The 6,465-nt window shown below is 39.4% G+C and carries 9 protein-coding genes; 7 read left to right on the plus strand and 2 right to left on the minus strand.

Going from position 1 to position 6,465, the window contains the following annotated elements:
* On the minus strand, positions 1 to 864 hold an 864-nt coding region (locus KO464_01295; GenBank protein ID MCC7572007.1), incomplete at its 3' end, for a hypothetical protein.
* 49 nt (positions 865 to 913) lie between these two features.
* On the opposite strand from KO464_01295, the gene KO464_01300 reads away from it, so the two are divergent.
* From KO464_01300 to cca, 7 genes are all read left to right on the plus strand, one after another.
* Positions 914 to 1,405, plus strand: coding sequence for a gamma carbonic anhydrase family protein (locus KO464_01300; protein ID MCC7572008.1), 492 nt, complete (start codon positions 914 to 916; stop codon positions 1,403 to 1,405).
* Between the two features lie 10 nt (positions 1,406 to 1,415).
* A complete protein-coding gene (uppS, locus tag KO464_01305) occupies positions 1,416 to 2,213 on the plus strand; it encodes a di-trans,poly-cis-decaprenylcistransferase (protein ID MCC7572009.1) in 798 nt (265 codons plus the stop codon).
* Positions 2,214 to 2,345: 132 nt separating this feature from the next.
* Positions 2,346 to 2,861 (plus strand): TIGR00288 family NYN domain-containing protein, encoded by a 516-nt coding sequence (locus KO464_01310; GenBank protein MCC7572010.1) that lies wholly within the window; start codon positions 2,346 to 2,348, stop codon positions 2,859 to 2,861.
* Between the two features lie 53 nt (positions 2,862 to 2,914).
* Positions 2,915 to 3,403, plus strand: a complete 489-nt coding sequence (locus tag KO464_01315) for a hypothetical protein (protein ID MCC7572011.1) — start codon at positions 2,915 to 2,917, stop codon at positions 3,401 to 3,403.
* 9 nt (positions 3,404 to 3,412) lie between these two features.
* Complete coding sequence (locus tag KO464_01320; GenBank protein ID MCC7572012.1) at positions 3,413 to 3,880, plus strand: phosphoribosyltransferase; 468 nt, start codon at positions 3,413 to 3,415, stop codon at positions 3,878 to 3,880.
* Complete coding sequence (gene thpR, locus KO464_01325) at positions 3,847 to 4,434, plus strand: RNA 2',3'-cyclic phosphodiesterase (GenBank protein ID MCC7572013.1); 588 nt, start codon at positions 3,847 to 3,849, stop codon at positions 4,432 to 4,434. Before KO464_01320 ends, thpR begins: the two co-directional genes overlap by 34 nt.
* Positions 4,434 to 5,708: a CCA tRNA nucleotidyltransferase gene (gene cca / locus KO464_01330; GenBank protein MCC7572014.1), complete on the plus strand. Its 1,275-nt coding sequence runs from the start codon at positions 4,434 to 4,436 to the stop codon at positions 5,706 to 5,708. Before thpR ends, cca begins: the two co-directional genes overlap by 1 nt.
* Here the strand turns inward: cca and KO464_01335 are convergent.
* The coding region (locus tag KO464_01335; protein ID MCC7572015.1) for an HAD-IC family P-type ATPase at positions 5,705 to 6,465 on the minus strand (761 nt) is incomplete at its 5' end. The genes cca and KO464_01335 overlap by 4 nt on opposite strands.

Below are 6,465 nucleotides of genomic sequence, written 5' to 3' on the forward strand. Positions count from 1 at the left end.
GGGATGCAACCTGTGAACTTCCTTTAGCAAGGGACACCCAAACCCTGGCGACTCGTACCCGGGTATTCTACCAGAAATATATTTCATGTCTTTCTTCTTGAGAGCTAATAAGGAAGGCAGATTAATTCGAATCATGCCATCTTTAACTAGGATGGTTTGGGAGCCTGTAGGCAGAAGATCGCCAAATGCAACAGCGTTTATGCCACGCTTTTTAGTAGCCTCAATTATGACTTCTTCCATGTGTTTGTGGCACCTGCCACAAGGATGGTACCTCCCTTCAAGTGCACCTTTTACAATCTCCGAGATGTCGCCCTCTATGTATTCGTGCGGCACGTTGAGATGATTAACAACATTTTGGATTATTGATCTAGTCCTCTTTGGGACAATCATATCAGAGGGATAATATGTGAGTGCAACTACCTTAAACCCCATCTCTTTTAACAGATAAAGGGTAGAGGTGCTGTCTGACCCGCCCGAGTATGAAACAGCGACTGTGATTTCATTATCAATAGTCTTTCTTTTCTTTTGGATATAATCCCTAAAGAATTCAAGTATCTCTTTATTTTGCCCTGTGGCTTTTTTAATCAGCTTCTCTATTGTATTTAGAGAATCCATCAACTTAAGCTCGCTCACGAGCTCTTCAGTGCTTTCAATAACAGTGACAGGTTTTCCAATCTCCTCACTTAGCCTGCCGGCAACCCATCCCCCAGGCCCTATAAGCATTGATTTGTCTGACCTGTGATAGCCGCAGATAATAAGGACATCATCATCCTTGACCCATTTTATTCTGGGTCCGGTAGATGTATCCTGACCGATATCATCTCTTATCCTTTTTATCCTAACCTTTAGCTCATCTATCTCCATTAAATGAAATATCAAAAGGTTTATATTAAATTATTTGTGTATAAAAATCATGATAACTGATGAGATGGAGATTCATCCCGAGGCTTTTATTCATGAAAAGGCCTTTGTCAACGGAAAGGTGAAAATGGAAAAAGGCTCAAGCGTCTGGCCGTTTGCCGCATTAAGAGGAGATATTGATAGAATTGAGATCGGTGAGGGGAGTAACGTTCAGGACAATGCTGTTGTACATACAGACCCTGGAAAACCAGCGATTATTGGAAAAAATGTAGTAATAGGGCATTGTGCAGTGGTTCATGCATCTATCATTGGGGATAACACCCTTATAGGTATAAATGCTACAGTTTTGAGTGGCTCTATAATAGGGAAAAACTGCATAATCGGTGCCGGGGCAGTAGTAAGTGAGAACATGGATATACCGGACAATTCAGTTGCTGTTGGAGTTCCTGCCATGGTGATTAAAAGAACAGATGAGAAGGCGATTGAGCGAATAAAGAAAAATGCCGAGGCTTATATCGATCTAATAAAGAAATACAAAAATTGATCAGGTTACTATGTTTATATCTTCACTATTCAAAAACATACCCAATTTTATTTTAGGGCCTGCCTACGGCGTCTATGAAAAAAAGCTCATAGGCGAGATAAAGGAGGATACAGTTCCAAGTCACGTAGGGCTTATTATGGACGGCAACAGGAGATATGCCGTATCAAAAGGGCTCCCAACTTATATCGGTCATGAGATGGGTATGAAAAAAGCTGAAGAGCTTTTGGACTGGGCAAATGAGATTGGAATTAAAGTGGTCACGCTATACGCTTTTTCAACTGAGAACTTCAAGAGAGATAGTGAAGAAGTTAGTTACATAATGAGTATGCTTGAAAGGAAGTTCAAGGAAGCAGCGGCCAACAAGAAAATAATTGAAAACAGGGTAAGGGTCAAAGCAATAGGAAATATTACTATGCTTCCTGAAAATGTCAAGCAGGCTATAAAAGAAGGAGAGTCTGCAACAGAAAAATATGACAACATGACGCTAAACATCTGTGTCGCATACGGCGGCAGGATGGAAATAATAGAGGCTATAAAAAATATACTTGACAACTTTAACGGCGGTGCAATTGACCCAGAGGAGATAGACGCAAAGCTGCTTAGTGAGAATCTCTTTACAAAGGGGCTCCCAGACCCCGATATAATCATAAGGACTGGTGGCGAGGTAAGACTCAGTAACTTCCTTTTATTTCAGTCTGCATATTCAGAGCTATTTTTTTTAAACATTTACTTCCCTCTCATAAGAAAAATCGATTTTTTAAGGGTTATTAGGGATTTTCAGCGAAGAAACAGGAGATTTGGAAGATAATTGGATAAGTTTAAAAACTCCAAATCTATTATAAATATGTTACATCGGTAAATATTTGTCACAAATGTAGGTGTTGTAATGGTAGAAAGGTTTAGGTCAATTACGAGTGTGGGGAGAGGTTTTAGCCGTTATATGGGCTCAATATCAAGGAAGAAAAGAAAGGCCGACAGGATGATAGGCCTTCTAATTGATGGGCCCAATATATTGAGAAAAGAGTTTGACATTAATCTAGAGGATATAAAAAAGATTCTAGAAGATATGGGGGACATAAGGATTGGAAAAGTTCTATTGAACCAATTTGCACCCCATGGTCTTATTGAGGCAATTGCCAATCAAGGCTTTGATGCGATTGTTGTTACAGGCGACATCGATGTCAGGATGGGTGTTGAAGCTATGGAGATAATCTATAACGAAAATATCAATACTGTGGCAATAGCAACAAGGGATGCAGATTTTGTACCGATACTTGCAAAGGCAAAGGAACATGGAAGGGAAACTATAGTCATTGGGGCGGAGCCCGGATTTTCTATAGCACTTCAAAACACTTCTGACTTTGTCATCAAGATGGGAAAAACACCTCCAGAAGTAATCGATGAAGAATCGGAAGAGCTTATGATTGAGGGTGAAGAGCTAGACGACTCTTATTAATAATTTTTTATTTCTTAGTAAGTTTTATAAGTTTCGAGCGCTTTAATAATAGAGTGGAAAACATACCGGAAACGAGTGTTCTAACTAGGACAGAGATGCAGATAATAAGATCTCTGAAGCTTTCTTTTAGAACCTATGATGACTTAGAAAAGGAAGGGGTCGGTGATTCTAAGACATTAAATTCTGCGATAAATGCACTTTTATCGAAAAGATTGATGTCTCAGATGATTAAAGAAAATGACCTTGGCTATTCCACAGAATATTTCTTGACACCAAAGGGTATTGAGATGTCAAAGATTTTGTCCCTCATGAGGATATATAAGTTTCCTGACGAGGGCATGACAAGACTGAAAATCAAGATCTTGGAATTTTTGGACAAGGAAAAAAAGCTTGAGAAGATAACTGAGTTTCTTGATATAGAAGAGGCAGAAGTCAAGAGGAACTTAAGGGTGCTTGTCAACACGAACCTTGTCAAAAAGGAAGAGGACATCTATTCTATAACATACCCTGGCGGAAAGTTCTTGGGTTTATTTTTGAAGTAAGGCGATTTTATGGACATCCTTTATCTTGAGTGGAGCAAGGTAGACGAGGCGATATGGACAATCTGTGACCTCATAAGAAGGGACTATGATTTTGACGTCATTGTCGGCATCTCAAGAGGGGGATTGATACCCGCAGTCAGAATCTCCCATATCTTTGACAATAAACGTCTACTATTAATGGAAGCTAAATACTACAAGGACATAGGGGTTAGAGACGACAAACCCAAGATCACGTTACCCTTGAAAAAAGAGGATGTCGTTGGAAAAAAGATCCTCCTTGTGGACGATGTTGCAGACACCGGCGGGACGCTAGTTGCTGTCAAGGAGTATATAGAAGGGCTCTCCCCAAAGGAGCTTAGAGTTGCAGTAGTTGCCTCAAAGCCAATATCAGCTGTAAAGCCAGATTATTCAGTTTTTAACACAGACAAATGGATAATATTCCCATGGGAGAAGATGCCTGTGGAGAAGAAGAAATGAGAAGTTTTATCTCGATGGATATCACCTCAAAAGATTTATTGGATAAGGTAAAGTCTTTTCAGACAAATTTAAAAAATTCTGCATGCCCGATGAAGATAGTCGAGAAAGAAAATCTTCACCTGACTTTAAAGTTTTTAGGAGAAATTGGCGAATCTTCTTACAAAAGAATAGTTGAGTCACTTTCTCCATCACTATCTGAGTTTTCCTCATTTGAAGTCAATTTGAAGGGAACTGGATTCTTCCCAAGTATCTCTGATCTAAGGGTCATATGGATAGGTATGGATGCCCCAGAGATAGTCTATATCCAAAAAGATATTGATGAAACTCTGAAAACAATGGGTTTTAAAGAGGACAGGAAGTTTGTACCCCATCTCACAGTTTCACGAGTTAAAAGCTCCCTAAATAAAAAATCGCTTCTGAATGTCCTTGATGAGTACAGGGATTACGATTTTGGGCGCCAGCAAATAACAAGTATAAACTTCAAGAAAAGCACGCTTACGCCGCAAGGGCCCATATACGAAACTTTAAAAGAATTTAAGCTAAAGAGTGTATAATGTTTCCTGAGATTAAGGCAGATGTTCTGAAAGAGATAGTCCCAAGTGATAGAGAAAGGAAGGAAGTAACCTCTATTACAAATAAGATAGTAGAACACCTGACTGAAAAGATATCAAGAGAAAAGATAAATGCAAGAGTTGAGGTGGTAGGCTCAATTGCAAAGGACACCTGGATTTCGAAAGACAGGGACCTCGATATTTTTATTGTGTTTGACAAATCTACGCCCTTAGAAGAGCTAAAGAAGATGGGATTAGTCTTAGGAAAAATTGAGCTCGAAGGGTTCACTTCTGAGACTGCCTATGCAAATCATCCCTACACTATAAATAGGTTCAAGGAGTTTAAGATTGACGTTGTGCCGTGCTATGACTCTATTGAAATAATCACAGCTGTTGACAGGACCCCACACCACACAAGATTTGTCAAGGAGAATATAGGTAAGCTTAGAAATGATGTCCGCCTGTTAAAGCAGTTCATGAAGGGTGTTGGCGTCTATTCATCAGAGCAGAAGATCCAGGGTTTTGCAGGATACCTCTGTGAGCTTTTGATAATCCATTACAAGAGTTTTGAAGATGTGCTAAAGAGTGCAGCAGAGTGGAAGTACGGGGAATATATAGATATAAAAAATAGTGGAAAAAAAGTCGACTTTAAAGATCCTCTCGTAGTGATTGACCCGGTGGATCCAAAAAGAAATGTTGCTTCTTCACTTTCTCTTGAAAGATTATCAGAGTTCATACACTACTCGAGGATATTCTTGGAATCTCCTTCGGCTGATTTCTTCCATAAAAAGAAAAGATATTTTGAGAAAAAGTTTCCAAACTCTGAAGTTTACGTAGTTATTTTTGAAGGGGAGTTTCTTGACGATATTATCTTCCCTCAGCTAAGGAAGAGTGCAAAGTATCTATCCACGATGCTTGAAAAAAATGATTTCAAGCCCCTATCATACGGATTGTTTAAAAAAGAGAGTTTATCGGGGATTGTGTTTGAGCTAGAGAAGTACGTTCTTTCTCCAATAGTCAAGCACTACGGCCCAAAGGTATTTGATCGTGCTAACTATGATAGCTTTGTTTCAAAGTACAAGGAGACCTTCATAGAAGGTGATAGAGCGTACACACTTAGAGCGAGACAGTTCTCCACCCCGCTTGTTGTTTTTCTAAACACGATAAATGAAAAAGAGGGTATTGGAAAGAATATGAAATCTATCCCTTTCAAAATCCTAAAGGATGAAAGAGCTTTATCATTTTTATCAAGTCAAGAGTTTGAGATTTACATTTAGCGTCTGATAAGGTATTTCCTTACCTCATCGACTACTAAGATTGTAAATGCTGAAGGCACTATTATGAGCCAGTCTTTTAGTGAAAGCGGGACTGTATGGAAGAATCCCTGAAGGAAAGATACGTTGACTACGGCAATCTGAAGCAAAAATGAAGCAGTTATTGCTAAAAGCAGATTTTTGTTTTCAAAGAAATTAATTTTGAAAATGGACTGATCAAAAGACCTGCAGTTCAAAACATTAACAAGCTGGTATGTGACAAATAGTGTAAATGCCGCAGTCCTTGCGTAATCTATGGAGCCGCCAATATTGGAAAACAGTATATACGACCCGAGGCCCATAGCAATTCCTCCTATGAACATCGAAAGATATAACGGACTTGTGAGGATTGGTGCGTTCTTCTTTCTGGGAGGTTTTTCCATGAGCCCTTCGTGAAACGCCTCCATTGAAAGGGTGACAGCCGGTGGCCCGTCCATTATGATGTTGATCCATAGTATCTGTACCGGTAGTAATGGCAGCGGAGCTCCCGTCATGATTGTAGTGAACATTAGGATTATGGCGCCTATGTTTGTGGAGAGCTGAAATCTTAAGAATTTTCTGATGTTGTCATATATTCTTCTCCCTTCACGGATTGCAGTGACAATTGTATTAAAATTATCATCCATTAAAATCATGTTCGATGCTTCCCTTGCGACATCAGTTCCTATTAATCCCATAGAAACACCGATGTCTGCCATTTTTAGTGCAGGTGCATCGTTTA

Source organism: Methanofastidiosum sp. (assembly GCA_020854815.1).
In the GTDB taxonomy this organism is placed as follows: domain Archaea; phylum Methanobacteriota_B; class Thermococci; order Methanofastidiosales; family Methanofastidiosaceae; genus Methanofastidiosum.

What these genes read in the sequence shown, in the direction of transcription:
- KO464_01300 (MCC7572008.1), top strand. Translation starts at nt 914, where the DNA reads ATGATAACTGATGAGATGGAGATTCATCCCGAGGCTTTTATTCATGAA.
- uppS (MCC7572009.1), top strand. Translation starts at nt 1,416, where the DNA reads ATGTTTATATCTTCACTATTCAAAAACATACCCAATTTTATTTTAGGG.
- KO464_01310 (MCC7572010.1), top strand. Translation starts at nt 2,346, where the DNA reads ATGGGCTCAATATCAAGGAAGAAAAGAAAGGCCGACAGGATGATAGGC.
- KO464_01320 (MCC7572012.1), top strand. Translation starts at nt 3,413, where the DNA reads ATGGACATCCTTTATCTTGAGTGGAGCAAGGTAGACGAGGCGATATGG.
- thpR (MCC7572013.1), top strand. Translation starts at nt 3,847, where the DNA reads ATGGGAGAAGATGCCTGTGGAGAAGAAGAAATGAGAAGTTTTATCTCG.
- cca (MCC7572014.1), top strand. Translation starts at nt 4,434, where the DNA reads ATGTTTCCTGAGATTAAGGCAGATGTTCTGAAAGAGATAGTCCCAAGT.